35 protein-coding genes are annotated in these 25820 nt (G+C 62.6%); 9 read left to right on the forward strand and 26 right to left on the reverse strand.

The features are described from left to right. Positions 1 to 29: 29 nt before the first annotated feature. The 8 genes from AC3IT0_RS15640 to AC3IT0_RS15675 all read left to right on the forward strand — a co-directional run bounded on the left by AC3IT0_RS15640 (position 30) and on the right by AC3IT0_RS15675 (position 7366). Positions 30 to 419 carry a TadE/TadG family type IV pilus assembly protein gene (locus tag AC3IT0_RS15640; protein WP_489320639.1) on the forward strand — a complete coding sequence of 130 codons (390 nt, stop codon included), beginning with the start codon at positions 30 to 32 and terminating at the stop codon, positions 417 to 419. Between the two features lie 11 nt (positions 420 to 430). After that, positions 431 to 1438: a pilus assembly protein TadG-related protein gene (locus tag AC3IT0_RS15645; protein ID WP_489320640.1), complete on the forward strand. Its 1008-nt coding sequence runs from the start codon at positions 431 to 433 to the stop codon at positions 1436 to 1438. 42 nt (positions 1439 to 1480) lie between these two features. Then, positions 1481 to 2251 carry a Flp pilus assembly protein CpaB gene (gene cpaB / locus AC3IT0_RS15650; RefSeq protein ID WP_489320641.1) on the forward strand — a complete coding sequence of 257 codons (771 nt, stop codon included), beginning with the start codon at positions 1481 to 1483 and terminating at the stop codon, positions 2249 to 2251. After that, positions 2248 to 3444: a CpaE/TadZ family protein gene (locus AC3IT0_RS15655; RefSeq protein WP_489320642.1), complete on the forward strand. Its 1197-nt coding sequence runs from the start codon at positions 2248 to 2250 to the stop codon at positions 3442 to 3444. The genes cpaB and AC3IT0_RS15655 overlap by 4 nt, the downstream gene beginning before the upstream one ends. Beyond that, positions 3445 to 4980, forward strand: a complete 1536-nt coding sequence (locus AC3IT0_RS15660; protein WP_489320643.1) for a TadA family conjugal transfer-associated ATPase — start codon at positions 3445 to 3447, stop codon at positions 4978 to 4980. A gap of 3 nt (positions 4981 to 4983) precedes the next feature. After that, complete coding sequence (locus AC3IT0_RS15665; RefSeq protein ID WP_489320644.1) at positions 4984 to 5916, forward strand: type II secretion system F family protein; 933 nt, start codon at positions 4984 to 4986, stop codon at positions 5914 to 5916. Between the two features lie 7 nt (positions 5917 to 5923). Further along, on the forward strand, positions 5924 to 6808 hold the full coding sequence (locus tag AC3IT0_RS15670; protein WP_489320645.1) for a type II secretion system F family protein: 885 nt from the start codon (positions 5924 to 5926) through the stop codon (positions 6806 to 6808). A 93-nt stretch (positions 6809 to 6901) separates the two neighbouring features. Continuing rightward, positions 6902 to 7366 (forward strand): Hpt domain-containing protein, encoded by a 465-nt coding sequence (locus AC3IT0_RS15675; protein WP_489320646.1) that lies wholly within the window; start codon positions 6902 to 6904, stop codon positions 7364 to 7366. On the opposite strand, the gene AC3IT0_RS15680 is transcribed toward AC3IT0_RS15675, so the two are convergent. After that, complete coding sequence (locus AC3IT0_RS15680) at positions 7363 to 8169, reverse strand: response regulator transcription factor (protein ID WP_489320647.1); 807 nt, start codon at positions 8167 to 8169, stop codon at positions 7363 to 7365. The two genes, AC3IT0_RS15675 and AC3IT0_RS15680, sit on opposite strands and share 4 nt — an antisense overlap. A gap of 255 nt (positions 8170 to 8424) precedes the next feature. On the opposite strand from AC3IT0_RS15680, the gene AC3IT0_RS15685 reads away from it, so the two are divergent. Next, complete coding sequence (locus AC3IT0_RS15685; RefSeq protein ID WP_489320648.1) at positions 8425 to 10092, forward strand: sensor histidine kinase; 1668 nt, start codon at positions 8425 to 8427, stop codon at positions 10090 to 10092. A gap of 56 nt (positions 10093 to 10148) precedes the next feature. Here AC3IT0_RS15685 and AC3IT0_RS15690 read toward each other — a convergent pair whose 3' ends face one another. The 25 genes from AC3IT0_RS15690 to rplV all read right to left on the reverse strand — a co-directional run bounded on the left by AC3IT0_RS15690 (position 10149) and on the right by rplV (position 25787). Next, positions 10149 to 11042 carry a tRNA pseudouridine synthase A gene (locus AC3IT0_RS15690; protein WP_489320649.1) on the reverse strand — a complete coding sequence of 298 codons (894 nt, stop codon included), beginning with the start codon at positions 11040 to 11042 and terminating at the stop codon, positions 10149 to 10151. Positions 11043 to 11074: 32 nt separating this feature from the next. Further along, positions 11075 to 11758, reverse strand: coding sequence for a 50S ribosomal protein L17, sunset domain variant (gene rplQ / locus AC3IT0_RS15695; RefSeq protein WP_459308416.1), 684 nt, complete (start codon positions 11756 to 11758; stop codon positions 11075 to 11077). Positions 11759 to 11835: 77 nt separating this feature from the next. Beyond that, positions 11836 to 12846 carry a DNA-directed RNA polymerase subunit alpha gene (locus AC3IT0_RS15700; protein WP_056344331.1) on the reverse strand — a complete coding sequence of 337 codons (1011 nt, stop codon included), beginning with the start codon at positions 12844 to 12846 and terminating at the stop codon, positions 11836 to 11838. A gap of 133 nt (positions 12847 to 12979) precedes the next feature. After that, positions 12980 to 13381 carry a 30S ribosomal protein S11 gene (gene rpsK / locus AC3IT0_RS15705; RefSeq protein ID WP_018769149.1) on the reverse strand — a complete coding sequence of 134 codons (402 nt, stop codon included), beginning with the start codon at positions 13379 to 13381 and terminating at the stop codon, positions 12980 to 12982. 51 nt (positions 13382 to 13432) lie between these two features. After that, the gene (gene rpsM, locus AC3IT0_RS15710) at positions 13433 to 13807 is read right to left on the reverse strand and encodes a 30S ribosomal protein S13 (RefSeq protein WP_066293239.1); all 375 of its coding nucleotides are present in this window, start codon (positions 13805 to 13807) and stop codon (positions 13433 to 13435) included. A gap of 175 nt (positions 13808 to 13982) precedes the next feature. Further along, a complete protein-coding gene (gene rpmJ / locus AC3IT0_RS15715) occupies positions 13983 to 14096 on the reverse strand; it encodes a 50S ribosomal protein L36 (protein ID WP_009358722.1) in 114 nt (37 codons plus the stop codon). Positions 14097 to 14165: 69 nt separating this feature from the next. Continuing rightward, positions 14166 to 14387: a translation initiation factor IF-1 gene (gene infA / locus AC3IT0_RS15720; RefSeq protein ID WP_009358723.1), complete on the reverse strand. Its 222-nt coding sequence runs from the start codon at positions 14385 to 14387 to the stop codon at positions 14166 to 14168. Positions 14388 to 14555: 168 nt separating this feature from the next. Then, a complete protein-coding gene (locus tag AC3IT0_RS15725) occupies positions 14556 to 15500 on the reverse strand; it encodes a P1 family peptidase (RefSeq protein WP_489320650.1) in 945 nt (314 codons plus the stop codon). A 30-nt stretch (positions 15501 to 15530) separates the two neighbouring features. After that, entirely contained in the window at positions 15531 to 16358 is an 828-nt protein-coding gene (gene map, locus AC3IT0_RS15730; protein ID WP_489323821.1) for a type I methionyl aminopeptidase, read from the reverse strand. A 71-nt stretch (positions 16359 to 16429) separates the two neighbouring features. Continuing rightward, the gene (locus AC3IT0_RS15735) at positions 16430 to 16999 is read right to left on the reverse strand and encodes an adenylate kinase (RefSeq protein ID WP_489320651.1); all 570 of its coding nucleotides are present in this window, start codon (positions 16997 to 16999) and stop codon (positions 16430 to 16432) included. Between the two features lie 5 nt (positions 17000 to 17004). Then, complete coding sequence (gene secY / locus AC3IT0_RS15740; RefSeq protein ID WP_489320652.1) at positions 17005 to 18315, reverse strand: preprotein translocase subunit SecY; 1311 nt, start codon at positions 18313 to 18315, stop codon at positions 17005 to 17007. A gap of 219 nt (positions 18316 to 18534) precedes the next feature. Beyond that, positions 18535 to 19017: a 50S ribosomal protein L15 gene (gene rplO / locus AC3IT0_RS15745; protein ID WP_489320653.1), complete on the reverse strand. Its 483-nt coding sequence runs from the start codon at positions 19015 to 19017 to the stop codon at positions 18535 to 18537. Next, positions 19018 to 19224: a 50S ribosomal protein L30 gene (gene rpmD / locus AC3IT0_RS15750; protein ID WP_211876664.1), complete on the reverse strand. Its 207-nt coding sequence runs from the start codon at positions 19222 to 19224 to the stop codon at positions 19018 to 19020. A gap of 3 nt (positions 19225 to 19227) precedes the next feature. Then, the gene (gene rpsE, locus AC3IT0_RS15755) at positions 19228 to 19959 is read right to left on the reverse strand and encodes a 30S ribosomal protein S5 (RefSeq protein ID WP_489320654.1); all 732 of its coding nucleotides are present in this window, start codon (positions 19957 to 19959) and stop codon (positions 19228 to 19230) included. Further along, a complete protein-coding gene (gene rplR, locus AC3IT0_RS15760; RefSeq protein WP_058931720.1) occupies positions 19956 to 20339 on the reverse strand; it encodes a 50S ribosomal protein L18 in 384 nt (127 codons plus the stop codon). Before rplR ends, rpsE begins: the two co-directional genes overlap by 4 nt. A 2-nt stretch (positions 20340 to 20341) precedes the next feature. Continuing rightward, positions 20342 to 20878 carry a 50S ribosomal protein L6 gene (gene rplF, locus AC3IT0_RS15765; RefSeq protein WP_056344361.1) on the reverse strand — a complete coding sequence of 179 codons (537 nt, stop codon included), beginning with the start codon at positions 20876 to 20878 and terminating at the stop codon, positions 20342 to 20344. A gap of 18 nt (positions 20879 to 20896) precedes the next feature. After that, positions 20897 to 21295: a 30S ribosomal protein S8 gene (gene rpsH / locus AC3IT0_RS15770; protein ID WP_056425243.1), complete on the reverse strand. Its 399-nt coding sequence runs from the start codon at positions 21293 to 21295 to the stop codon at positions 20897 to 20899. Positions 21296 to 21374: 79 nt separating this feature from the next. After that, on the reverse strand, positions 21375 to 21956 hold the full coding sequence (gene rplE / locus AC3IT0_RS15775) for a 50S ribosomal protein L5 (protein ID WP_056344366.1): 582 nt from the start codon (positions 21954 to 21956) through the stop codon (positions 21375 to 21377). Continuing rightward, a complete protein-coding gene (gene rplX / locus AC3IT0_RS15780; RefSeq protein ID WP_056344369.1) occupies positions 21956 to 22315 on the reverse strand; it encodes a 50S ribosomal protein L24 in 360 nt (119 codons plus the stop codon). The genes rplE and rplX overlap by 1 nt, the downstream gene beginning before the upstream one ends. A 3-nt stretch (positions 22316 to 22318) precedes the next feature. Further along, positions 22319 to 22687, reverse strand: a complete 369-nt coding sequence (rplN, locus tag AC3IT0_RS15785; protein WP_024366126.1) for a 50S ribosomal protein L14 — start codon at positions 22685 to 22687, stop codon at positions 22319 to 22321. An 837-nt stretch (positions 22688 to 23524) separates the two neighbouring features. Further along, on the reverse strand, positions 23525 to 23833 hold the full coding sequence (gene rpsQ / locus AC3IT0_RS15790; RefSeq protein WP_309810563.1) for a 30S ribosomal protein S17: 309 nt from the start codon (positions 23831 to 23833) through the stop codon (positions 23525 to 23527). Next, positions 23830 to 24159, reverse strand: a complete 330-nt coding sequence (rpmC, locus tag AC3IT0_RS15795; protein ID WP_058931719.1) for a 50S ribosomal protein L29 — start codon at positions 24157 to 24159, stop codon at positions 23830 to 23832. The genes rpsQ and rpmC overlap by 4 nt, the downstream gene beginning before the upstream one ends. 2 nt (positions 24160 to 24161) lie before the next feature. After that, positions 24162 to 24578 carry a 50S ribosomal protein L16 gene (gene rplP / locus AC3IT0_RS15800; RefSeq protein ID WP_056344375.1) on the reverse strand — a complete coding sequence of 139 codons (417 nt, stop codon included), beginning with the start codon at positions 24576 to 24578 and terminating at the stop codon, positions 24162 to 24164. Beyond that, positions 24579 to 25421, reverse strand: a complete 843-nt coding sequence (gene rpsC, locus AC3IT0_RS15805; RefSeq protein ID WP_489320655.1) for a 30S ribosomal protein S3 — start codon at positions 25419 to 25421, stop codon at positions 24579 to 24581. Continuing rightward, positions 25422 to 25787: a 50S ribosomal protein L22 gene (gene rplV / locus AC3IT0_RS15810; protein ID WP_185261224.1), complete on the reverse strand. Its 366-nt coding sequence runs from the start codon at positions 25785 to 25787 to the stop codon at positions 25422 to 25424. It abuts the gene before it with no gap. Positions 25788 to 25820: the final 33 nt, after the last annotated feature.

Consider the following 25820-nt stretch of genomic DNA (forward strand, 5'->3'; position numbering starts at 1 on the left):
CCCCATCGGCCTGACCGAAAGGCGCCAACATGTCCAGGGCATCCGAGCGTGGAGCCGTTGCGGTCGAGTTTGCGATCGTGGCGCCCCTCCTCGTCATGCTGCTCCTGGGCATCATGGAATTCGGCCGCGCCTACAACGCCCAGGCCTCACTCTCCGCGGCAGCCCGTGAAGGGGTCCGGGTCATGGCTATCTCCAAAAGCCCAGAAGCTGCCAAGAAAGCGGCCAAAGACACGGCGGTTTCGCTACAGCCAGCGCTGGCGGACGCAAACATCGTGTTCAAGAATCTTGATTCGGGCACCACCACCTGCGCATCGGGCCACCGCATGACCATCACCATTACTTACAGCCTGTCCACGATGACGGGCATAGCCGGCCCGTTCCCCCTAACGGGCAAAGGAGCAATGCTATGCGGCGGCTGAGTCGATCCACGGTGAAGACCGACGGCGAACGCGGCGCCGTGAGTGTGATCGTAGCCCTGATGCTCGTGACGCTGCTGGCGTTCGGAGCCATAGCCGTGGACGTGAGCATGCTGTACACGGAACGCACGCAACTCCACAACGGAGCGGACGCGGCTGCCCTCGCCATCGCCCAGAAGTGCGCCAAGAGCGCAACCGACACCGACTGCTCCACCACCTCTTCCATTGCTGCAGGCTTGGCCAATGGCAACGCCACAGACGGACTCAGCAACATCAAGTCCACGGTGCTCGACAAAACCAACCGCACCGTCACTGTCACGGCTGGCGCGCAGGAAGCCGGCCACTCCCCCAACGAAGTATCGCTCTTCTTTGCCCGGGTTCTGGGAATGAACACAGCAGAAGTCACCGCACCGGCATCCGTTGAGTGGGGCAGCCCCGAAAAGGGCACGACACCGTTTCCCATCACTGTGTCCGTCTGCCAGGTTCGCGACAGCACGGACGTCATGCAGTTGCTCCAGCTGCATGGAAAAGGCGCCAACGCTGACTGCCACTACGGGCCGTCAGGCGCCTTCGTGGAAGGCGGCTTCGGCGGCCTGAAACAGGATTCCGGCCAGTGCGGCGCCTTCCTGGATATAGCAACAAGTACCGCCGGTGGAGATACCGGCAACAATGCCCCACCGAACTGCGAGGCGACATTGAATGGCTGGGCGGCAGATATGAACGCCGGCAAGGACGTGATCGTATTGCTGCCGATCTTCGACTCCGTTACCGGAACGGGCAACGGCGCCATCTATAGGCTGACTACCTTCGCCGCCTTCAAGGTTGCCGGGTGGAAGGTTGGAAATACAGGGCTTCCCTACACCTTTCGCAACAGATCGCCGGACGTACCATCAGCCCTTGAATGCCGGGAACCATGCCGCGGGATCATCGGAACGTTCGTCGAATACGTTTCCTTGGCTAGCGGATACAAGTTAGGGCCAGTCCACTCCGACGGCGCGACCGTAGTTGCGTTCAACAGCTAATTCGTGCAGGACGACGTTGATCAAAACATATAGGAGCACTCAGTGAAGTCACGTTTGTTGGCAGGAGTGGTGGCAGTCCTGCTGGCCATCGTCGGGGCGGTCATCGTTGTCTCATACGCCCAGGGCGCAGACCAACGGGCTGTCCGCGGCCTCGATCCGGTCGGCGTATTGGTGGTCACCAAAGCCGTGCCGGCTGGCTCTTCGGCAGAGACCTTGAAAGCAGCCGTGGCGCTGCAGGAACTGCCGGGCACCGCCGTCGCAAAAACTGCCTTGAACACCCTGGACGGCTCTGGCGGAAAGGTCACCTCCGCAGATCTGGTCCCGGGCGAGCAGCTGCTGGCCGAACGCCTCATCTCACCCGAGGAACTGAAGTCATCAGGCTCTGTGCCAGTGCCCGCAGGCCTCCAGGAAATCTCCTTCCAGTTGGAGCCGCAGCGCGTCGTCGGCGGCCGCGTGACGCCCGGCGACCATGTTGGCATCTTCATCTCGATGCCCAGTGGCGGTATCGAAGCAAAGTCCGACAAGGAAACCGTCCAGCTATCCATCCACAAGGCACTTGTGACCGCGGTCCAGCGAGCGCCGGAAGGCGCAGCCGCAAAACCGGCGCCGTCGGCAACCGACGCCCCTGCGCCGGACCCGCGTGATGTGAACCTTCCCACCGGATCGCTGATGGTCACTGTTGCAGTGAACGACATCAACGCAGGCAAGATCGTCTTCGCCGCAGAGTACGCGTCCATCTGGCTCAGCAGGGAACCCCTCGACGCACAGGACAGCGGACCGCGCATCATGATCCGGCCGGACGTCTACAAATGAGCCGCTTCGTCCTGATCACCCCGGATGTCGACTTCGACGCCCGCCTCCGCGAGGCCGTGGCAGGCGGACTCCAAGGCGGCGTGCAGACGTTCTTCACAAGCCTGCTGCCCGCGGATCCCCATGAACTGTTCGCGCACCTGAACCAAGAGCAGCCCGAAGTGCTGGTCCTGGGCCCGGATGTGCCCGTCGACGACGCCCTCCGGCTCGCCACGGTGCTGAACGTCAGTTTCCCCGAACTCAGTGTCATCCTGGCCACCGAACCCGATCCCAGCTTCCTCCTGCACGCCATGCGTGCAGGCCTCCGGGACATCGTCCCCCCGGACTCCGATGCGGCGCAGATCCGGGTACTCCTGGAGCGCGCCAGCCAATCGTTCGCCAGCCGGCACCGCACCCAGGCGCCGGTGCAGGCAACGGAATCCGGCAAGGGCCTGGTCATCGGCGTCTTCTCGCCCAAGGGCGGCGTGGGGAAAACCACGATTGCCACGAACATCGCCATCGGCCTGGGCAAGGTGGCGCCCATGAGCGTGGTCATCGTGGACCTGGACCTCCAGTTCGGGGACGTCGCCTCGGGGCTCTACCTTGATCCCGAGCACACGGTCACGGACGCCGTCTCCCCCGCCGCAAGCCAGGACTCCTTGGTCCTCAAAGCCTTTCTTACCGTCCACCCGGGCAGCATCTACGCCCTCTGCGCCCCGCCCACACCCATCGACGCCGACGAGATCACACCGGAGCAGATCAGCCGGCTGCTCGAACAGCTGTCCGAGCAGTTCCAATACGTAGTCGTGGACACCGCGCCCGGACTGCCGGAAATCGGGCTCGCGGCCATGGAAAAGTGCACCGATGTGGTCTGGGTCAGCGGCATGGACATCCCCAGCGTCCGTGGTCTGCGCTCCGGGCTGGACATCCTGCGCCAGCTGGACATCCTTCCCGAGACCCGGCACGTGGTGCTGAACATGGCTGACGCCAAGAACGGCCTCACCGTCCAGGACCTCGAATCGACCATGGGCGCACCCGTTGATGTGAGCATCCCGCGGTCCCGCGCGGTGGCACTGTCCACAAACCGTGGAATCCCTGTCCTCCAGGAACCGGTCAAGGACCCCGCGACCAAAGGGTTCAACCAGCTCGTGGAACGGTTCAACCCTGCGTGGCGGGCCAAGTCCCAGCGCAAACTGCACCGAAGGGTAGTGGTCTAGATGAAACTTTCAGAGCGCATCAGCGCTGCCCAGGCGAAAACGCAGTCCGGGCAACAGCCCGTTCCTGTGCGGGCATCGTCCCCCGCACTCGAGCTCCCGCGTCCGGAAGTCCCCGCCCAGCGGGTGCAGTGGTTTGACCAGCCCAGTGAACAACGGACGACGACGGCGGTACCGCCCGCCGCCGTCGTCGTCGCCGATCACCCGGAGGAGGTCAGGGTCAAACCCCAGCAACCGGTGGACGCCTTTGCCGCCCTCAAAGAGCGGGCTGCAACGGCCCTTTTTGAGCACCTGGGCGCTCGGTTCAGCGACTCTGCCATCACGGAAATCGAACTGAAGTCATCGGCCAAGGACGAACTCACCCGGATCATCGATGCAGAGCAGGTGCCGCTCTCCCCCGAGGAACGTACGCGCCTGGTCCAGGACGTGGCCGACGATGTCCTGGGCTACGGTCCGCTGCAGCGGTTGCTGGATGATCCCGCGGTCACCGAAATCATGGTCAACCGCATGGACCAGATCTACGTGGAGCGGGAAGGACACCTCACCCTGGCGGATTCCCGGTTCAGCTCCGAGGAGCACCTGCGCAAGGTCATCGAACGCATCGTGTCGAAAGTGGGACGCCGCATTGACGAGTCCTCCCCCCTCGTGGATGCGCGGCTGGAAGACGGTTCGCGTGTCAACGCCGTGATCCCGCCCCTTGCCGTGGGCGGATCATCGCTGACCATCCGTAAGTTCAGCAAGGTCCCGCTCACTGTCCGGAATCTCATCGATTTCGGCACCCTGACGCCGGAAATGGCGGAACTGCTCAATGCCTGCGTCAAAGCCAAGCTCAACATCATCGTCTCCGGCGGAACGGGCACCGGGAAAACCACGCTGCTGAACGTCCTGTCGTCCTTCCTGCCGGCCAACGAACGCATCGTGACCATCGAGGATGCTGTGGAACTGCAGATCCAGCAGGACCATGTGGTCCGGCTCGAGAGCCGCCCGCCCAACACCGAAGGCAAAGGTGAAGTGACCATCCGCGAGCTCCTCCGGAACTCGCTGCGTATGCGCCCTGACCGCATTGTGGTGGGCGAGGTCCGTGGCGGCGAATCCCTGGACATGCTGCAAGCCATGAACACCGGGCACGACGGCTCCCTCTCCACAGTGCACTCAAACTCACCGCGCGACGCCGTTGCCCGCCTGGAAACGCTGGTGCTGATGGCCGGCATGGACCTGCCGCTGCGGGCCATCCGTGAACAGATCGCGTCCGCGGTGAACCTCATTGTGCAGATCTCGCGCCTGCGCGACGGCTCCCGCCGCATCACCCATGTGACCGAAGTCCAGGGCATGGAGGGCGACATTGTGACCCTCCAGGATGCCTTTGTCTTCGACTACTCCGCGGGCGTTGACGCCCACGGGCGCTTCCTGGGCAAGCCCGTGGCCACCGGCATCCGGCCTCGGTTCATCGACCGATTCGAGGACCTGGGGATCCATGTTTCGCCTGCGGTGTTCGCCACTCCGATGGGCGCCGCCACAACGGGCGAGGGGAAGGGCTAGGTAATGCTCATTTTTCTGGGAGCCGCACTCCTCTTCCTTGCCCCGGTCCTGGTGGGCGTGGCGCTGGTGCTGCCACGAACCCCCGACATCGCGCTGGACCGGCGCCGCCCATATGAGGCGGAGCCGCCGTCGGGCCTTAGCCGGCTGGCCAGCGCCACCGTGGGAAGCCTGGACCGGTTCCTGGCAACCAGGAGTGTCCGGCTCTACAACCGCGACGCGCTGGAGAACGCCGGCGTCCGCCTCAGCCAGGCTGAATTTATGGTGCTGGTCATTGCCGGCGCCATCGTGGGGGCCCTGGTGGGGCTGGTGATCGGCGTACCCTTTGTCTCCGTCCTGCTGGTCATCCTGGCGCCCATCGTCGGGAACGTCCTGCTGGGATTCCTTGCCGGCAAACGGCGGGCCAAGTTCGATCAGCAGCTCGGTGACACGCTGCAGCTCCTGTCCGGCGGGCTGCGGGCCGGGCACAGTATTCTGCGGGCGATCGACGCAGCCACTGCCGAGTCGCAGAGCCCCACCTCCGAAGAGATGCGCCGCGTCATCACCGAGACCAGCCTGGGCCGGGACCTGCTGGATTCGTTGACTGACACGTCGGAGCGCATGCACAACGAGGACTTCGTCTGGATCGCCCAGGCCATCCAGATCAACCGCGAAGTGGGCGGAAACCTGGCGGAAGTCCTGGACCAGGTGAACGAAACCATCCGCGAGCGCAGCGAGATCAAGGGCCACATCAAGTCCCTGGCCGCAGAGGGAAAATTCTCCGCCTACATCCTCATTGCCATGCCCATCGGCATCGTGCTGATGCTGATGACGGTCAACCCCGGCTACATGAACTCGATGTTCACCCATCCGCTGGGGTGGGGCATGATCGGGGCGTCGGTCATCCTGATGACGATCGGCAGCCTGTGGATGCGCAAAATCATCGACTTGAAGTTCTGAGGTGACGATGAGTCCTCTCGTAATTTCGTCGCTGCTGCTGGTGTCCCTGCCCATGGGCTACCTGGCCTGGGCTGTCCTCTCCGTGGACCGGAAGGCACGGACTGCCACGGTGGCCATCCTGAACCGGGGCCGACGGTCTGCCGAGTCGCCGGAGAAGAAATCCGCAGGTTTGTTGGCTGGCGTCGGCTACCGCCTGACGCCCGGGGCCTACATCCGTAAACTGGACAGGTTGCTGGCATTGGCCGGGCGGCCAAGTGGCTGGCCGTTGAGCCGAATCCTCATGGCCAAGCCGGCGCTGGGCGTGGTAGGAGCTTCGCTGTTTGTCCTGATCAGCACCAGCAGCCCTCTGCCCATGATGAAGCTCGCGGGCCTGTTCCTCCTGTTCCTGGGCTATTTCATCCCGGACCTGATGCTGTACAGCAAGGGCCTGGAGCGCCAGAAGGCCATGCAGCTGGAACTGGCCAACACCCTGGACCAGATGCTGATCTCGGTGGAGGCCGGCCTTGGCTTCGAAGGGGCGATGGCCCGCGCCGGTGAAAACGGCAAGGGGCCGCTGGCCGACGAACTGGTCCGCACCCTGCAGGACATGCAGGTGGGCCGCAGCCGGCGGGAGTCGTATCAGGCACTCGCCGAGCGGACCAGCATCCCGGAGCTGCGGAGCTTCGTCCAGGCGGTGGTCCAGGCAGACACCTACGGCATCGCCATCAGCCGGGTGCTGCGGATCCAGGCCAAGGTCATGCGGGTGAAACGCCGCCAGCGTGCCGAGGAAAAGGCCATGAAACTGCCTGTCATGATCCTCTTTCCCCTGCTGTTCTTTATCTTTCCCGTGCTCTTCATCGCCATTCTGGGGCCAGCGGTTATCAACACGGTTGTCACCTTCAGCGGCCAATAGCAGAGCGATACGCAAAGTCAAGGATGACTCAAGGTTTCCACAGGATCGACCGAAAACGGACTCCCAAGTAACTACAGGAAGTAGCCTTGAAGCATGGATAGTCCACGACTCACCTCCAGCAGCGGGGGTGTCCCTGCCAAGCCGTCGGCTGCGGGGTCTGTTGCGGGCGTGGGTTCCGGCCTCCAGCAGGCGGGCAACGAGGCCATGCGCTGGGTTGAACCCGAGATCCTGGCGGAGCTGGAAGCAGAACTCGACGGCCCCGAACTTGCCCTTGGATTCGCCCGCGACTACGCGTCGTTGTGGGACCAGCGCTTCGGCCGGCTGGCCGCAGCTGTCCACACCGAGGACCGCCGCGCAGCCTTGGACGCCGTCATCAGTTTGCGGATCACCTCAGCCATGGTGGGCGGGATCCGGTTGTCCGTTCTGGCCCAGGCTCTGGAGGACGCCATCCGCCGCAGCGACTTCGTCCACGGCCAGGAACTCCTGGCAAGCGTGGCCGAGCACGGCGTGCGTACAGTCTCAGAGCTCCAGACGAGTTACATCCTCAAAAACGACTAGTGATCCGCCCCGGGCCAGCGCTGCAGGTCGTTCCTTCTTGGTGCGAGCCGGTAGCCCACCCCCCGCACGGTCTGAAGCCAGCGCGGTGACTGCGGGTCTTCCCGAAGCTTGCGCCGAAGGTTGCCCACGTGGACCTCCACAGCCCGCTCGTCCGCCTCACTGATATAGGCATCGGGTTCATAGAGGTCCCCCCGCACCGCCCGCACCAGATCGGACCGTGTGCACACCGCCCCCTCGCCGCGGAGCAAAGTGTGCAGGAGGTCGAACTCGCTGCGCGTGAGCCCGAGGTTTTCATCATCAATCGCCACGGACCGCGTCCGGTAGTTCAGCACGAGCCCGTTGTGCTGCAGCACGCCGGCCTGGCTGAACGAGGCCGGCGCCGCTGGAGGTGACGCCCATGCGCGCGCAACCTGCGGTGGACTGGTGACCTCGTGGCGTGGCCTGCGCATCATGGCCGCCACCCTGGCCCGGAGTTCACGCGGCCGGAACGGCTTCGCAATGTAGTCGTCCGCGCCTGCGTTCAGGGCCGAGAGCAGATCCGGTTCCTCGGTCCGGCCTGTCAGCATCACCACATAGGCATCGCTGAAACTCCGGATCCGCCGCAGGACCTCAAACCCGTCAATGTCCGGAAGGCCGATGTCCAGCGTGACCACCTGGGCCTTGTTGTGCCGGACCACCTCAACGCCTTCCCGCCCGTCAACGGCGGTATGTACCTCAAACCCCGCCTGGCTGAGGATCCCCTCCAGGAGGTTGCGCACATCGGCGTCGTCCTCAATGACTACTGCTACCCCAAGATCTTCCATCACTATCCCTGATGCCAGGTGGAAGAGGCCCCCATCAGCCCAGCGCTAATCCCCTCAACCACTCCAACTCTCTATACGCTACAAGTATGAACGGCGGATGACACGCCTTCCCGCGTTTAGTTTTGGAAAGTCAATTACCTTAACAAGTCATACACATTAGGATTCAGAGCGTTGATGACGCTGCCCGCCACGAATTCGGGCGCGTAAATTGGTTGGGGACGGAATTGGGGCCGTCAGGAAAGTTGGAGACCCCCTATGCCCCTACGTCCCACGCCCCGGGCGGTGGCGCTCTATTTCAGGAAGCTTGGCCCGCGCACCCAGGTGGCATTGTGCCAGCTTCCGCTGTCTCTGATTGTCGCCATCCTCGGCGTGATGACCCCCTTCACGTGGCCGTCACTGCTGGTCAGCCCGCTCTACCTGGCAGCAATCGCCCTTCATGTCATTCTTTTCATCGCCTGCTTCCTCACGCCCTGGGAGCGAATGCCCCACAGCTCTTACCTGGCAATTCCGATTCTTGACATACTCGCGATCGCATTGCTGCGAAACGGTGCCGCGCCCCTTCTCCCGGGCCTGGCAATTCTGGTCGTCTTTCCGGTCATCTGGATGGCCGCTTCCGGAATCATGGTCCGCACCAGCATGGTACTGAGCGCTCTGGGGCCGCTGCTGATAATGCTCCCCACAACGGCTGCAAAATTCCCCAACCTCGCGGCATCGGACATTATTGCACTCGTTCTTTTCCCCCTCGTTATGCTGGCCGTTTCGCTCGCCATCCGCTTCGCCAGCGCCAACATGCGCGTGCAGCAGCGCGAGCTGCAGGCCATGGGCAGGGAACTCCGGGAGTTGCTCGCCGCGAGCCGGGAACGCGAGAAACTGCTGATGACCATCCTGGACGCCACCGACGTCGGCATCGTGGCCGTCGATTCGAGCGGTGACCAGCTCCTGGCCAACAACATGATGCGGCGGTGGCAGCAGACCGCCGCACCGGCCGGCGTCGTGCCTGCCGACCACAGCGAACATCGGGTCTTCGCCCAGGACAAAGTGACGCCCCTGCCACCGGACAAGCGTCCCCTCCGGCGCGCCATCGAGGGTGAATCGTTCGCGGACTATCTCGTCTGGATCGGCGATGTCCCGCAGCAGCGTGCGGTGTCCACCGCCGCCAGGCCGTTAATGGACGACGGCGGCCGCCTCACCGGAGCGGTGGTCGTCTACAGCGACGTAACGGGCCTGGTTGAAGCCATGGCCGCGAACGAGGAACTGGTCTCGAACGTCTCCCACGAATTCCGGTCGCCGCTGAATTCTATCCTGGGCAACATCGACCTGGTGCTCGAGGACAGCGACGGACTCTCCGCCCTCACGGTCCAGCGCCTGGACGTGGTGCAGCGCAACTCCGAGCGGCTGCTGGCCCTGGTCTCGGACCTGACGCTGGAAGCGTCCGCCGCCCTGAACGTCCACCCGAAACGGACCGACATTTCCGGCCTGGTGGAGACCAGCATCGGCTCAGCCCAGGCACACGCGGAACGGTCAGGCGTATCACTGGCGGCCAACGTTCCCTCCCCGCTCTGGGCGTATGCCGACCCGCTGCGGATCGGCCAGGCACTGGACAACCTCGTGTCGAACGCCATCAAGTACTCCCCCGACGGCGGCACTGTGACTATCAGCGCCACCGGTTCGAAGGATTGGGTCAAGCTCGTTGTTCGGGACACCGGGATGGGCATGGCGCCGGAGGATGCGGCCAAGGTTTTCAGCCGGTTCTTCCGTGCCGACTCCGCCCGGGATGCAGCCATCCCCGGCGCCGGACTGGGCCTCTCCATCACCAAGACCATCTTGGAACGCCACGGCGGGGCCATCGCCTGCGCCAGTGCCCTGGGCGGCGGCAGCACGTTCACCATGACCCTGCCCGCCCCCTCATCGATTGCTCCGTAGCGGCCCTTTTCGAGGCCCAAAAGGGCGCTGACGGAGCAGTCGATGGGGTCCGGGCGTCAGTGCTTGCGGACCGCCCTGGTCAGCTCGGCGCGGGCCAGCATTTCGTCGTCGGAGGGGTAGGCCACTTCTTCAAGGACCAGCGGGTGCGGGGCGGCCAGGACGGACTTGGCGTCCCGTTTCTTGGCCAGCAGCCGCTCATGCAGCCAGCCCGGCTCCTCGATGCCCTCCCCCACGAACAGCGCCGAGCCAACCAGGGAGCGCACCATGTTGTGGCAGAACGCGTCGGCCTGGACGGTGGCAACAATAACGCCGTCCTCACCGCGGTGGAATTCGAACCGCTGCAACTCCCGGATGGTTGTGGCGCCCTCGCGCGGCTTGCAGTAGGACAGGAAGTTCTGCAGCCCCAACAGCTGGGCGGCGCCCGCGTTCAGCAGGTCCACGTCCAGGGGGTTTTGGTGCCAGAGCGTGAAGTACCGTTCGAGCGGATCCCAGAGCGCAGGACCGTCCGCGATGCGGTAGCTGTAGCGCCGCCACAGCGCGGAGAACCGGGCGTCAAAGCCCACGGGAGCCAGGGACGCCAGGTGAACCTCGATAGCACCGGTCAGGTCGCCCAGCCCCCGGCTGAGGGCGCCACGAATCCGCCGCAGGAACGCGACGGCGGGATCCAGTTCGTGCCCGCGCGGCAGCTTCAGCCACTCGGCCTCGGTCAGGTCCAGGTGGACCACCTGGCCGCGGGCGTGCACGCCGGCGTCGGTGCGTCCCGCCACGGTGACGCGAATGGGCCGGCGGATCAGCAGCGCCAGCGCCTCTTCCAGGATGCCCTGGACAGTCCGCAATCCCGGCTGCACTGCCCACCCGTTGAAGGGGCCGCCGTCGTACGACAAATCAAGCCGGACACGCAAAAACCCGCCGCCCCCCAAAACGGGGGCCGCGGGTTTTTGGTCGTTCATAGACATAAGTCTACTGGAGCGTCAGAGCCTGATTACTCAGCTTCGACGGCCTGTGCAGCGTCGCCACCGGCAGGCACGAAGCCTGCGGCTGCGGCGGACTCTGCAGAGTCGAACCAGACTTCAGCAACCGTGGCGTCGTACCAGCGTGAGCCGGGAACGTGGTACTTCATGGAGTCCTCGTTGCCCTTGACCTCGAAGCCCTCAGGGGCAACGTTGTCAGCCGTAGCAGGCTTGGAGCCGGCATACTTGGCTTCAGCAGCTTCGGTCTCGGCAGCTTCGGTTTCGACAGGCTCAGCAACCGGAGCAGCCTTGGCGGCAGCCTGGGTAGCCTCGGCCACAACGGCCTGCTTGGCGGAAACCGGCTCGAGAACCAGTTCGATGACAGCCATGGGAGCGTTGTCGCCCTTGCGGTTGCCGATCTTGGTGATGCGGGTGTAGCCGCCGTCGCGGTTCTCCACTGCCTGTGCAATGTCGGTGAACAGCTCGTGGACGATGCCCTTGTTGCTGATCAGGCCGAGTACACGGCGGCGGGAAGCCAGGTCGCCGCGCTTGGCGAAAGTCACCAGACGCTCGGCGTACGGCTTCAGGCGCTTGGCCTTGGTCACCGTGGTGGTGATCCGCTTGTGCTCGAACAGTGCGGCGGACAGGTTCGCGAGCATAAGACGCTCGTGAGCCGCTCCGCCTCCGAGGCGCGGACCCTTAGCGGGGGTAGGCATAATAGTTTCTCCTCATATGGAAGCCAGTGGGCTGCGCGCACCGTGGTGCATCCAGCCAGCCGGCCAAGATCTGTTTGTTAGAGTTCGTCGTCGCCGAAGGCGGCGTCGTCCTCTTCAATTGCTGCGGCGCGTGCTGCGAGGTCAAAACCGGGAGGCGAGTCCTTGAGGGACAGGCCCAGTTCAACCAGCTTTGCCTTGACCTCGTCAATGGACTTCGCACCGAAGTTACGGATGTCCATGAGGTCAGCCTCGGAGCGTGCAACGAGTTCACCCACGGTGTGGATGCCCTCACGCTTGAGGCAGTTGTAGGAACGGACGGTGAGGTCCAGATCCTCGATCGGCAGTGCCATGTCCGCTGCCAGGGCAGCATCCGTCGGCGACGGGCCAATCTCGATACCTTCAGCTGCGGTGTTCAGCTCGCGGGCCAGACCGAAGAGTTCCACCAGGGTGGTACCTGCGGAAGCAACAGCATCGCGCGGGGCGATGGCCTGCTTGGTCTCGACGTCGACAATGAGCTTGTCGAAGTCGGTGCGCTGCTCAACACGGGTTGCTTCCACGCGGAAGGTAACCTTCAGGACCGGCGAGTAGATCGAGTCGACCGGGATACGGCCGATCTCGGAGTCGCCGGACTTGTTCTGAGCTGCCGAAACGTAGCCGCGGCCGCGCTCGATGGTCAGTTCGAGTTCGAACTTGCCCTTCGAGTTCAGCGTGGCAATGTGCAGATCCGGGTTGTGGAATTCGACGCCGGCCGGCGGAGCGATGTCCGCAGCGGTGACGACTCCGGGGCCCTGCTTGCGCAGGTAAGCCACAACCGGCTCGTCGTGCTCGGAGGAAACCGACAGGCTCTTGATGTTCAGGATGATCTCAGTGACATCTTCCTTTACACCCGGAACCGTGGTGAACTCGTGCAGCACGCCATCGATCCGGATGCTGGTTACAGCGGCACCGGGGATGGAGGAGAGCAGGGTACGGCGGAGGGAGTTTCCGAGGGTGTAGCCGAAGCCGGGTTCCAGCGGTTCAATGATGAAACGCGAGCGGTTATCGGAGACTACCTCTTCGGAGAGGGTGGGGCGCTGTGCAATGAGCACTTAGGTTTCCTTTCGGCGAGCATCCGCTATATGACGCAACACAGGTGGTGGAAATTTCGGTCTGAAGACTTAACGCGGCTGGGCTTGCCCGGACCATTGACGGTCCGGGCAAGCTCAAGCTGCTGGAAAAGCCTTAGACGCGGCGGCGCTTCGGCGGACGGCAGCCGTTGTGCGCTGCGGGGGTGACGTCCTGGATGGAGCCAACCTCCAGGCCAGCGGCCTGCAGCGAGCGGATTGCGGTCTCGCGTCCGGAGCCCGGTCCCTTGACGAAAACGTCAACCTTGCGCATGCCGTGCTCCTGCGCACGCTTGGCAGCAGCTTCGGCAGCCATCTGGGCTGCGAACGGGGTGGACTTGCGTGAGCCCTTGAAGCCAACCTCACCTGAGGAAGCCCAAGAGATAACAGCGCCGTTCGGGTCCGTGATGGACACGATGGTGTTGTTAAAAGTGCTCTTGATGTGCGCCTGGCCCAGCGCGATATTCTTTTTGTCCTTCTTACGCGGCTTGCGAACCGCGCCACGAGTCTTCGGGGGCATTTTTTCTCCTACAGAAAGTTATTGGGGGAAGACGAGTCAATCCCGAGGGATTTAACGAGCCTTCTTCTTGCCTGCAACGGTGCGCTTCGGACCCTTACGGGTACGTGCGTTCGTCTTCGTACGCTGTCCGCGCACTGGCAGGCCCTTGCGGTGGCGAATACCTTCGTAGCTGCCGATTTCAACCTTGCGGCGGATGTCAGCTGCTACTTCGCGGCGAAGGTCACCCTCAACCTTGTAGTTGCCTTCAATGTAGTCACGAAGCTCTACCAGCTGGGTATCGGTGAGGTCCTTAACGCGGACGTCAGCGCTGATGCCAGTGGCAGCCAGGGTTTCGTGTGCACGGGTCTTGCCCACGCCGTAGATGTAAGTAAGCGCAATTTCCAACCGCTTTTCGCGGGGAATGTCTACGCCAGCGAGACGAGCCATATTGGCAGTACTCCTTGAATAAACCGGAGGTCGTAGGCAGTACACCCGCACGTTCTGTGCGGCCCCAGCCTCCGACCGGGGGTTAGCTGTCCGGGCTCATACGTCCCAATTCAGCTTGTGCTGCCTTTATTTACTTGCGTGGGTTAGCAACCCAGGATTTCCCTCGGGAGGGAAATTAGCCCTGGCGCTGCTTGTGGCGCGGGTTCTCGCAGATCACCATGACCCGGCCATTACGGCGGATCACTTTGCACTTTTCGCAGATCTGCTTGACGCTCGGCTTGACCTTCATGGCATTCCTTTGCGTGTGGCAGTTGGTCAACTGGAGCAGCCGTCAGCTCTTGCTGAGGCCGCCCAGAATTTACTTGTAGCGGTAGACGATACGACCCCGAGTGAGGTCATAAGGGCTCAGTTCCACCACTACCCGGTCCTCAGGGAGAATCCTGATGTAGTGCTGGCGCATCTTGCCTGAGATGTGCGCGAGTACGATGTGCTTGTTGGTCAGCTCAACGCGAAACATCGCGTTAGGCAGCGCCTCAGTCACAACGCCTTCGATCTCAATGACCCCGTCCTTCTTGGCCATACCCTCCGCTAACTGTTGTTGCCGCAGCCCTGCCGGATTGCACCGGACATGACCACGAACGTTTTTGTTGGATCGGTTATCACCTCCGGCCCCAAACAGGGCACAGCTAGGCAGACAACCAACAAGCAACGTTACTACATCTGTATTCAATTACCAAAAAATACCTACTTACACAATCCCATCCAGAATCGCCAAACGTACGACGTCGGCTGCCGCACTCTGCAGGGTAATGAGACTCACCTGCCGGGCAGTTTCAGTACTACGGTCCAATGGCACCTCACCAGTAGCCAAACAAAAGACGGTGTCGCCGTCGGCCAAGGTGTGCGATGGATTCAGCGCGCGAGCCAATCCGGCGTGCGCCGCAGAAGCAGTCCGGTAGCATTCGGCGGGGTCCAAGACAGCGTTAGTAGCAACAACCACCAGCGTCGTATTGAGCGCAGGCGGGTCCGCATCCGGCGACGGGGAATCGGGAACCCGGAAGCGCGCGTCTAAGGGAGGCACGACCGAGCGCGCGGAGGGTTCGGGATTTCCCGGAGGCACCTCGAACGGAAACCCCAGTGCGTTCACCACGGCCAGCGCCCCCACAACCACGCCGTTCTCAAGCGTGACCGAAGCCGTGCCCACTCCACCCTTGAACTGTCCCCGCCCAATGAGGGCTCCGGTGCCGGCGCCCACCCTGCCGCGTCCGACGTCGTGCCCGTCCTTTTCCGCAGCAGCGGCAACGGTCGCCGCGTAGCCCATGTCCGCCGTCGGACGCGCTGAGAAGTCGCCTCCCCGGCCCAGGTCGAAGATGGCGGCGGCGGGAACGATCGGCACCACTCCCCCGGTGACGGCGAAGCCCCGGCCGTCCTCCTCGCACCACCGCTGCGCGCCGTGAGCCGAGACAAGCCCGTACGCGCTGCCGCCGGTGAGGACCACGGCGTCCACAGTGGACACCAGCGTGGTGGGATCCAGTGCATCGGTCTCGTGCGTTCCGGGTCCCCCGCCCCGGACATCCACGGATCCAACAGTCCCTGGCGGCGGCAGCACCACGGTGACCCCCGTCAGCCAGCCGTCCCCGGTCTTCTGCTCATGGCCAACCCTGATCCCCGGCACATCCGTGATTGCTCCCATGGCTCCATTCTGCCCTGAGGCCCACGAAACCTACGGAATAGGCACCGGTACGACGCCGAGCGGAACCAGGTGCTCCGCTCCGCCGTCGGGGGCTGAGAGTACCCAGATCCCCTTTTCGTGGACGGCAACCGAGTGCTCCCATTGGCAGGAGCGCTTGCCGTCGGTGGTCACCACTGTCCAGTCGTCCTCCAGCACGGCGGTGTCGATGCTGCCGCGGACCAGCATCGGCTCGATGGCCAAGCACAGTCCGGGCTTGATTTTGGGGCCGCGGTGGCTGGTGCGGTAATTCAGGACATCCGGGGCCATGTGCATCTCGGAGCCGATGCCGTGGCCCACGTAGTCCTCCAGGATGCCCAGCGGCTTGCCCGGCACGGAGGAGACGTAGTCGTCGATGGCTGCGCCGATGTCGCCCACGTGGCTTCCTGTGGCCAGGGCGGCGATGCCGCGCCACATGGCTGCCTGGGTGACGTCGGAGAGCCGCTGGTCCTCGGGGTCGGCATTGCCCACGATGACGGTGCGTGCAGAGTCGGAATGCCAGCCGTCAACTATCGCGCCGCCGTCGATCGAGATGATGTCGCCGTCGTTGAGGACCTTGCCGCCGGGGATGCCGTGCACCACTTCCTCGTTCACGGAAGTGCAGATGGTCGCGGGGAACCCGTGGTACCCGAGGAAGTTCGACTTGGCGCCGGCCTCGTTCAGCACCGCGGCGAAGACGTCGTCCAGCTGCTTGGTGGTGACGCCGGGAGCGGCGGCCGCCACCGCTGCGTCCAGCGCGCGGCTCAGCACCAGCCCGGCTTCATGCATGGTGCGCATCTGGGCGTTGGTCTTGTATTCGATACGGGGCTGGCCGAAGGCCATGGTGTGTCCTCTCAATGGCTGAGGCTCCTCCCGGATGCCGGGAGGAGCCTCAGAAAAGCTTGTTGCGTGGCTCAGGCGGCCTGGGCTGCCTTGATGGCCTGCATCACGCGGTCGGTGACCTCGTCGATGCCGCCGATGCCGTCAACCTGGGTCAGGATGCCGCGCTCGGCATACTTGGCCACAACGGCCTCGGTCTGCTCGTGGTACAGGTCCAGGCGGTGGCGGATCACGGCTTCGTTGTCGTCGCTCCGGCCGGTTTCCTTGGCACGGCCCAACAGGCGGGAGACGAGTTCCTCGTCGTCGGCCGTGAGCTGCAGGACGACGTCGAGCTTCTCTTCGCTGTTCGCGAGGATGCCGTCCAGGTAGTCCACCTGCGCCGTGGTGCGCGGGTAGCCGTCCAGGAGGAAGCCGTTTTCGACGTCGTCCTCGCTCAGGCGGTCGCGGACCATCTTGTTGGTCACGCTGTCCGGAACGAAGTCCCCTGCGTCCATGTACTTCTTGGCCTCGATGCCAAGAGGCGTTTCGCCCTTCACGTTGGCGCGGAAGATATCACCGGTGGAAATCGCCACGACACCGAGGCGCTCGGAAATACGTTCTGCTTGGGTTCCTTTACCGGAACCGGGGGGTCCAATAATCAACATTTTCGTCATCGCAAAAGCCCTTCGTAGTGACGTTGCTGTAGCTGCGCATCTATTTGCTTGACGGTTTCAAGGCCAACGCCCACGATGATCAGGATCGAGGTGCCACCGAACGGGAAGTTCTGGTTCGCGTTGATCAGTACCAGTGCCACCAGCGGAATCAGCGCCACGAAGCCCAGGTACAGGGCGCCGGGGAGCGTGATCCGGGAGAGCACGTACTGCAGGTAGTCCGCGGTCGGTTTTCCGGCACGGATACCCGGGATGAAACCGCCGTACTTCTTCATGTTGTCGGAGACCTCTTCAGGGTTGAAGGTGATCGCGACATAGAAGTAGGTGAAGAACACGATCATGGCGAAGTACAGCGCCATGTAGATCGGGTGGTCTCCTCGGGTGAGGTTGTTGTTGATCCACTCAACCCACGGCGCGAGTTCCTCGCCGGCCTTGGGCTGGTTGAACTGTGAGATCAGTCCCGGCAGGTAGAGCATGGACGATGCGAAGATCACGGGGATCACGCCTGCCATGTTCACCTTGATGGGGATATAGGTGCTGGTGCCGCCGACGGTCCGGCGTCCGATCATCCGCTTGGCGTACTGCACCGGGACACGGCGCTGGGACTGCTCCACGAACACCACCAGGGCAACCGTCACCAGGCCGATGGCCAGGACCATAAAGAACGTACCCGGGCCCTGTGAGCTCCAGATGGCGCCCAGGGACGTGGGGAAGGTCGCCGCGATAGAGGTGAAGATGAGCAGGGACATGCCGTTGCCCACACCCTTTTCGGTGACGAGTTCGCCCATCCACATGATGAGCCCGGTACCGGCGGTCAGCGTGATGACCAGCAGGATGGTGGTGATGATGCTGTCGTCAGGAATGATCGGCAGTGCACAGCCCGGAAGCAACTGGCCTGAACGTGCCAGCGACACCAGCGTCGTTGCGTTCAGCAGGCCCAAAGCAATGGTGAGGTACCGCGTGTACTGGGTGAGCTTGGACTGCCCGGAAGCGCCCTCCTCATACAGCTCCTGGAACCGGGGAATGACCACCCGGAGCAGCTGCACGATGATGCTGGCCGTGATGTACGGCATGATGCCCAGCGCGAAGATGGACACCTGAAGCAAGGCACCGCCGCTGAACAGGTTGACGAGCTGATAGAGCCCGCCAGCGGTCTGACCGTTCTGCAAGCATTGCTGGACATTCTGGTAGTTCACACCAGGCGAGGGGATGAATGCACCCAAGCGGAAGATTGTGATGATTGCCAGCGTGAACAACAACTTGCGCCGCAGATCAGGCGTGCGAAAGGCCCGGCCAAATGCGCTAAGCAAGCGTCCTCCTGTGTTGTTTATTAGCGTGGTGTGATGGGGGACAATAATCCCAACAACCGAGTCTAACGGGTGGATTGGCCATGCGAACAATCCATGTAGCCGCGCTTGCGGCGAACGGGCGGAAATGGTCGGCCAGCGGATGTGAAAAAACTCCCGGTGTGCAGGGCCCTGGGGCCCTTGCACACCGGGAGTTCACAACGGGCGTTCGCCCACCGCCTACTAGAGAGCGGTGGTGCTTCCGCCTGCTGCTGCAATCTTTTCTGCGGCGCTGGCCGAGAATGCGTGGACGGTGACGTCAACCTTGACGGTGATGTCGCCGGTGCCAAGCACCTTGACGGGCTGGTTCTTGCGAACGGCACCCTTTTCGACCAGGTTCTCCACGGTGACTGCGCCACCTTCCGGGAACAGCTCGTTGAGCTTGTCCAGGTTTACAACCTGGAACTCAACCCGGAACGGGTTCTTGAAGCCGCGCAGCTTCGGCAGGCGCATGTGCAGCGGCAGCTGGCCGCCGGCAAAGCCAGCCTTGATCTGGTAGCGGGCCTTCGTACCCTTGGTACCGCGACCAGCGGTCTTACCCTTGGAACCTTCACCACGACCAACGCGGGTCTTGGCGGTCTTGGCACCCGGGGCGGGGCGCAGGTGGTGGACCTTCAGAGCGTTCTGCTTCTCAGCAGCCTCTACGGCGGTCTTCTTCTCTGCCATTTACTTCGCCTCCTCTACCTTTACCAGGTGCGGAACCGTGTTGAGCATTCCAACGGTCACGGCGTCGGCGGTGCGGACAACGGTGTGTCCGATCCGCTTCAGGCCGAGGGACCGAAGGGTGTCGCGCTGGTTCTGCTTGCCGCCAATGGCGGACTTAATCTGAGTGATCTCCAACTGAAGGTCGGAGACAAGCACGTTCTTAGCCATGGCTTAGACACCTGCCTTCTGGTTCAGGATTGCCTTCACCATTGCCGGCGGAGCAACCTCGTCAAGCGGCAGGCCGCGGCGTGCTGCCACTGCTGCCGGCTCTTCGAGGCGCTTCAGGGCATCAACGGTCGCGTGAACGATGTTGATGGCGTTGGAGGAACCGAGCGACTTGGAGAGGATGTCGTGGATACCCACGCACTCCAGTACTGCACGGACCGGACCACCGGCGATAACACCGGTACCGGCGGAAGCCGGACGCAGCATTACGACGCCGGCAGCGGCTTCACCCTGAACGCGGTGCGGAATGGTGTTGCCAATGCGGGGAACGCGGAAGAAGGACTTCTTGGCCTCTTCAACGCCCTTCGCGATTGCGGCAGGAACTTCCTTAGCCTTGCCGTAGCCAACGCCGACCATACCGTTACCGTCACCAACGACGACCAGAGCGGTGAAGCTGAAGCGACGACCACCCTTGACCACCTTGGAAACGCGGTTGATGGTGACAACGCGCTCTACGAACTGGCTCTTCTCGGCTTCACGGCCGCCATCGCGGCCGCCACGGCCACCACGGCCGCCGTCGCGACCGCCCTGAGCACGGTCGCCACGCTCGCCGCCACGACGAGCGCCACCACGGCGGTCATCGGCAGCAGCCGCGGGCGCAGTGGTCTCAGCAGCTACGGCTTCAGTCGCCTTCTGATCTGCAGACACAGTGTCCTTTTCCTTGTTTGCTTCCGTCACAGTGACAGCCCACCTTCACGTGCACCGTCAGCGACGGCGGCGATCCGGCCGTGGTACTTGTTACCACCGCGGTCGAAGACAACAGCTTCGATACCGGCAGCCTTCGCACGCTCGGCAACGAGCTCGCCAACGCGCTTGGCCTTGGCGGTCTTGTCGCCTTCGAATGCACGAAGGTCGGCTTCCAGTGTGGAGGCGCTTGCTACGGTCAGGCCCTTGGTGTCATCGACAACCTGGACGAATACGTGGCGTGCGGAACGGTTGACGACCAGACGAGGACGTACAGCCGTGCCGGAGATGCGCTTGCGGATACGAAGCTGGCGGCGGCTGCGCGAAGCAGACTTGCTCTTGTTCGTACGCTTCTTGTTAATTGAGATGGCCATGGTTACTTACCAGCCTTTCCGACCTTGCGGCGGATGACTTCGCCTGCGTAGCGAATGCCCTTGCCCTTGTAGGGGTCCGGCTTCCGCAGCTTGCGAATGTTGGCAGCAACCTCGCCGACCTGCTGCTTGTTGATACCTGAAACAGAGAGCTTGGTCGGGGTCTCAACTGCAAAGGTGATGCCGTCCGGTGCGGTGACATTGACCGGGTGGCTGTAGCCGAGAGCGAACTCAAGGTCAGATCCCTTGGCCTGAACGCGGTAACCAGTACCAACGATTTCAAGCTTCTTCTCGTAGCCCTTGGTAACGCCCTCGATCATGTTGGAGATCAGGGTGCGGGTCAGGCCGTGGAGTGAACGGGAGGCGCGCTCGTCGTTCGGGCGGGCGACAGTCAGGGTCTCTGCTTCCAGGGAAACCTCGATCGGGCTGGCCACAGTGTGGTTCAGCTCGCCTTTGGCACCCTTGACGCTGACGACAGAGCCGTCAACCTTGACCTCAACGCCGGCGGGAACGGTGATGGGGAGACGTCCAATACGTGACATTATTCTCTTCCTTTCCCGTTACCAGACGTAGGCGAGGACTTCGCCGCCCACGCCCTTCTTGCCGGCTTGCTTATCAGTCAAGAGGCCGGAAGAGGTGGACAGGATTGCGACACCCAGGCCACCGAGCACGTGCGGGAGGTTGGTGGACTTTGCGTAAACACGCAGGCCCGGCTTGGAAATACGACGAACGCCAGCGATTGAACGCTCGCGGTTCGGACCGAACTTGAGCTCGAGGGTCAGCTTCTTGCCAACCTCAGCGTCTTCTTCTTTCCAGGAGGCGATGTAACCTTCAGCCTTCAGGATGTCGGCAACGCGTGCCTTGAGCTTGCTGTACGGCATGGACACGGAATCGTGGTATGCCGAGTTTGCATTGCGCAGACGCGTAAGCATGTCTGCGACAGGATCTGTCATTGTCATTTTGGGCTCTTGCCCTTCCTCATAACGGTTTCCTCGCTGCCGCGTGAAGCTTCAGCGAAGGACCTGTTACGTAGTTAGATTAGTCTTCGGCCTTGAACGGGAAACCAAGCGCCTTCAGCAGCGCGCGGCCTTCGTCATCGGTCTTGGCGGTGGTTACAACCGTGATGTCCATACCGCGTACGCGGTCGATGGAATCCTGGTCGATTTCGTGGAACATAACCTGTTCGGTCAGACCGAAGGTGTAGTTGCCGTTACCGTCGAACTGCTTGCCACTGAGGCCGCGGAAGTCGCGGATACGGGGCAGAGCCAGCGTGACCAGACGATCCAGGAATTCCCACATGCGGTCTCCACGCAGAGTTGCGTGTGCGCCGATGGGCATGCCTTCGCGCAGCTTGAACTGTGCGATCGACTTGCGGGCCTTGGTTACCTGCGGCTTCTGGCCGGTGATCAGGGTCAGATCGCGGACAGCGCCGTCGATCAGCTTGGAGTCCTTAGCGGCATCTCCAACACCCATGTTCACAACGACCTTCACCAGGCGGGGAACCTGGTTGACGTTGCTGTACTTGAATTCCTCAACGAGCGTGCTCTTGATGGAATCGGCGTACTTGGTCTTCAGACGAGGAACGATCTTCGCTGCCGGAGTCTCGAGAGTCTCAGTCATTAGATGTCCTTCCCGGAGCTCTTGGCCACGCGGACACGCACGTCGCGCTTCACGCCATTGCGCTCAACGGTCTCGGTGCGGAAACCGACGCGGGTGGGCTTCTTGGTGGACGGGTCAACCAGAGCCACGTTGGAGATGTGGACCGAAGCTTCTACGACCTCGATGCCACCGGTCTTGGTGCCGCGCTGCGACTGACCGGCCTTGGTGTGCTTGGTTACGCGGTTAATGCCTTCAACCAACACGCGGTTGGTCTCCGGGAATACGCGCAGAACCTTGCCCTGCTTGCCTTTGTCGCCGCCGCGCTCAGCCTTGGCGCCAGTGATGACCTGAACGAGGTCACCCTTTTTGATCTTAGCCATGGACTAGAGCACCTCCGGAGCCAGAGAAACGATCTTCATGAACTTCTTGTCACGAAGTTCACGACCAACCGGTCCGAAGATACGGGTACCGCGGGGGTCACCGTCAGCCTTCAGGATCACAGCTGCGTTCTCGTCAAACTTGATGTAGGAACCATCCGCACGGCGGCGTTCCTTCTTGGTACGGACGATGACTGCCTTAACAACATCGCCCTTCTTTACGTTGCCGCCCGGAATTGCATCCTTGACGGTAGCGACGATGACGTCGCCAATGCCTGCGTAGCGACGGCCAGATCCACCGAGAACGCGAATGGTAAGGATTTCCTTAGCACCCGTGTTGTCGGCGACCTTGAGTCGCGACTCCTGCTGAATCACTATTTACTCCTTGCGTCGCGCCGGTTCTCAGACCGAAAATCTTCCTACGGAATGAGCCTTGCGGAACGGTTGATCGGGGTGTCTCTTGACCTGCCTGGATTTTGCCAGACCAGGCCTAAACGCCCGTGCCAAAAACATTTGCTTCCCAGGCGGTCCGGACGGATCCGTTGCGCTAGGGGGCACTATGCCGTGGCACGATTGTTTACGAGGTTGATGACAGCGCACAGAGGGCGCCATACAAACTCAATATCCTAGCACAGTTGGGGCCGACTCCCATATCACATACCGGCAGCCGCCGCACTCCCGTAAGCGCGAGGGGACACTTTCGGCCCACCGGCGGTGCCACTCCCCCGGAAACCCGTCCTCCCGCCGTCGGACGCTCTCTCAGTTAATGCGCCTTTTCGGCGGACGCTCTCTCACTCTCCCAAGGAAAGTGAGAGAGCGGGGGTTTTCCTGCGTTAAGTGAGAGAGCGTCCTGATCCGGCAACGCACGACGGCGTCACGCACGGCACGCTTTCGACCCACCGCCGGTGCCAGTCCCCCCGGAAACCCGGCCACCCGCCGTCGGCGATCCCCAAAAACCTGCTCCCCGTGACGCCCCCACAAGGGCCTCAAGTGTCCGTTCGCGCCAGCCACCGCGCACCAGTAAGCGCGAGAGGACACTTGCGGCCCCAAATCCCGCCGTCGGACGCTCTCTCACTTTCTTGGGGAAAGTGAGAGAGCATCCTTCCAAAACCTGCGTTAAGTGAGAGAGCGTCGCAGGGGATGCGGAAAACCCCCGCTCCCAAAAGGGAACGGGGGTTTCCGGTGCAGTACCTGCAGGCAGGCTGCGGGGTGTTACTTGGCCTTTTCGAGGATCTCGACCAGACGCCACCGCTTGGTAGCGGACAGCGGGCGGGTCTCGGCGAGGAGAACGAGGTCGCCGATGCCGGCGATGTTCTCTTCGTCGTGAGCCTTGATCTTCGTGTTGCGGCGGATGACTTTGCCGTACAAAGCGTGCTTTACGCGGTCCTCTACCTGGACAACGATGGTCTTTTCCATCTTGTCCGAGACTACGTAGCCACGCTTCGTCTTACGGTCACCGCGTTCGCCAGCCGTAGCTGCTGCGGAAACAGTTTCCGTCACGTTCTCGTCCTTTTCACTCACTTGGCATCCTCCTCGGCCTCAACCGTTTCGGCCGTTTCGGCCTTCTTGGTTGCAGCCTTCTTGGACTTCTTCTCTTCCTTGGCTTCCACAACCGGTGCGGCAACCTCGGCACGAATGCCCAGCTCGCGCTCACGGAGAACGGTGTAGATGCGTGCGATGTCCTTCTTTACCGCGCGCAGACGACCGTGGTTCTCCAGCTGACCGGTGGCGGACTGGAAACGCAGGTTGAACAGCTCTTCCTTAGCCTTACGGAGTTCTTCAACGAGGCGCTCGTTGTCGAACGTGTCCAGCTGTGCGGAGGCAAGTTCCTTGGATCCTACTGCCATTTCTATTCACCACCTTCGCGACGCAAAATGCGTGCCTTCAACGGGAGCTTGTGGATTGCCAGGCGCAGGGCCTCGCGAGCTACCGATTCCTCGACGCCGGAGATCTCAAAGAGAACCCGGCCCGGCTTGACGTTTGAGACCCACCATTCCGGCGAACCCTTACCGGAACCCATGCGGGTTTCGGCAGGCTTCTTGGTGATCGGACGGTCCGGATAGATGTTGATCCAGACCTTGCCGCCACGCTTGATGTGGCGGGTCATCGCGATACGGGCAGACTCGATCTGACGGTTGGTGACGTATGCCGGGCTCAGTGCCTGGATACCCCACTCACCGAACGAGACCTTGGTGCCGCCCGTAGCAGCGCCGGAACGACCCGGGTGGTGCTGCTTACGGTGCTTGACTCGACGTGGGATAAGCATTTAAGCCTGTCCTCCTTCTACTGCAGCAGGTGCAGCCTCAACTGCCGGAGCAGCGGCGGCCGGAGCTGCCTCCGCTGCCGGACGGTCGGTACGACGACGGCGGTCACCACGGTCAGCGCCGCCGGCGCCACCCGGGCGGCCCGGACGGTCGCTGGGGCCGCGGCCCCGGGACGGAGCAGCAGCTGCCTGCTGAGCCAGTTCCTTGGAGGTGACGTCACCCTTGTAGATCCAGACCTTCACGCCGATGCGGCCGAAGGTGGTCTTGGCCTCGTAGAAGCCGTAGTCGATGTTCGCACGGAGGGTGTGCAGGGGCACACGGCCTTCGCGGTAGAACTCCGAGCGGGACATTTCTGCGCCACCCAGTCGACCGGAGCAGGCGATACGGATGCCCTTGGCACCTGCACGCTGGGCGGACTGCATTGCCTTCTTCATCGCACGGCGGAAAGCCACGCGGGAAGTCAGCTGCTCAGCAACGCCCTGGGCAACAAGCTGTGCTTCCATCTCGGGGTTCTTGACCTCGAGGATGTTCAGCTGGACCTGCTTGCCCGTCAGCTTCTCAAGCTCGCCGCGGATGCGGTCTGCTTCAGCGCCGCGGCGGCCGATAACGATGCCGGGACGTGCCGTGTGGATATCCACGCGGACACGGTCACGGGTGCGCTCGATCTCAACCTTGGCGATACCGGCGCGCTCCATGCCAACTGACATGAGCTGGCGGATACGGATGTCTTCGCGAACGAAGTCCTTGTACCGCTGTCCGGGCTTGGTGCTGTCAGCGAACCAGTGCGATACGTGATCGGTGGTGATGCCGAGTCGGAACCCGTGCGGGTTAACTTTCTGTCCCACTTAGCGAGCCTCCTCTTTCTCAGGTGTAGCGACTACCACAGTGATGTGGCTGGTGCGCTTCTTGATCTGAAATGCACGACCCTGGGCACGCGGCTGGAACCGCTTCATGGTCGGGCCTTCATCAACGAACATTTCGCTGATGATGAGGTCGCTTTCGTCAAACGCAACACCGTCGCGGTCCGCGAGGGACCGGGCGTTTGCGATTGCCGACTGTACTACCTTGAATACCGGCTCCGAAGCTGCCTGGGGGGCAAACTTCAGAATTGCCAGAGCCTCATTCGCTTGCTTACCACGAACAAGGTTGACGACGCGCCGGGCCTTCATAGGCGTTACGCGGATGTGACGCGCAATTGCCTTGGCTTCCATTGCTTTCCTTCTCTCGTCTTTGACGTAAGTGCA

This window comes from Pseudarthrobacter sp. KH_020_B (genome assembly GCF_057840185.1).